The 1,423-nt window shown below is 70.4% G+C and carries 1 protein-coding gene; it reads left to right on the top strand.

The features are described 5' to 3' along the window. Positions 1-196: 196 nt before the first annotated feature. Positions 197-1,423 (top strand): IS110 family RNA-guided transposase (locus ABD993_RS36550; RefSeq protein ID WP_345428992.1); only part of this gene is annotated, 1,227 nt, incomplete at its 3' end.

Here is a 1,423-nt window from a genome sequence, read left to right as displayed (position 1 = left end):
GGTCAGCACTCCCGATCTCCGGGCGTGGAGCCCTACGCTCAGACCGTGCGCCCGCTGGTCGTGAGGAGACCGTGACCGCTGATGGGATGACGTGCCCTTGCGGCGCATCGCGCAGCGGGTGAGCACTTGACCATTAGAGCGCGGTGGTCTTCTCCACGCTGCCGTCGTTGCCGGTAGAGCGCGCGGGAGGCTGCGGATGACGGTGTTCGTCGGTGATGACTGGGCCGAGGACCACCACGATGTGGAGATCGTCGACGACGCCGGTCGACGTCTGGGCCGGGCCCGGCTGCCCGAGGGTATGGCGGGGATGACGCGGCTGCACGAGATGATCGCCGAGCACCTCGACGACGCCGATGTCGACGGCGGTACCGGGATGCTCGCAGGCGGCACGGTGGTGGTCGGGATCGAGACCGACCGCGGCCCGTGGGTCGCCGCGCTCGTGGCGGCGGGCTATGAGGTGTTCGCGATCAACCCGCTCTCAGCGGCCCGTTACCGGGAGCGGCACTCCACCTCGGGAGCGAAGTCCGATCCCGGGGATGCGCACGTGCTGGCCGAGATCGTGCGGCTCGACCGGGCCCATCACCGCCCGGTGGCCGGGGACTCCGCCCAGGTCGAGGGCCTGAAGATGATCGCCCGTACCCATCAGAGCTTGGTCTGGGACCGCACCCGACATGTTCAGCGGCTGCGGCAGGTGTTGCGGGAGTACTTCCCGGCCGCGCTGGATGCAATCGCCGCGGGTCGGTTGGAGCTCGCCGACCCCGACGCTCTGGAACTGCTGGAGCGGGCCGGGGACCCCGATCGGGCCGCGCGACTGTCGCGTTCGAAGATCGCCGCGATCCTGAACAAGGCACGGCGACGTGACGTCGAGGCCCGCGCCGAGCTGATCCAGACCGCGCTACGGGCCCCGGCGCTGCGCCAACCGGCGGCGCTGGAGTCGGCCTACACAGTGGTCGCGGGCACCCAGATCCGGTTGCTGGGCGGGATCATTGCCCAGCTCCCGGAGCTGGAGGAGGTACTGGGCGCGGGTTTTGGCCGGCACCCGGACGCTGAGATCTACACCAGCCAACCCGGCCTCGGTGTGATCCTCGCGGCCCGGGTGCTCGCCGAGTTCGGAGACGACCCGCACCGCTACCGCGACGCCAAAGCCCGCCGCAACTACGCGGGCACCTCACCGATCACCCGCGCCTCCGGGCGCCGCACGGTGGTGCTGGCCCGCTACGCCCGCAACAAGCGGCTTGGTGACGCTGTTCATCAATGGGCGTTCTGCGCTCTCACGAGTTCACCTGGGGCACGGGCCTACTACGACAGCCTCCGCGAGCGCAAGGTCGGCCACCACGCCGCCCTCCGCCAGCTCGGCAACCGGCTCGTCGGGATCCTGCACGGCTGCCTGAAGACCCGAACCCCCTACGACGAGACCACCGCC

Source organism: Pseudonocardia xishanensis, assembly GCF_039541715.1.
Lineage (GTDB): Bacteria > Actinomycetota > Actinomycetes > Mycobacteriales > Pseudonocardiaceae > Pseudonocardia > Pseudonocardia xishanensis.
The sequence above is the reverse complement of the archived record's forward strand: the minus strand, read 5'-3'. Positions and strand labels throughout refer to the sequence as shown.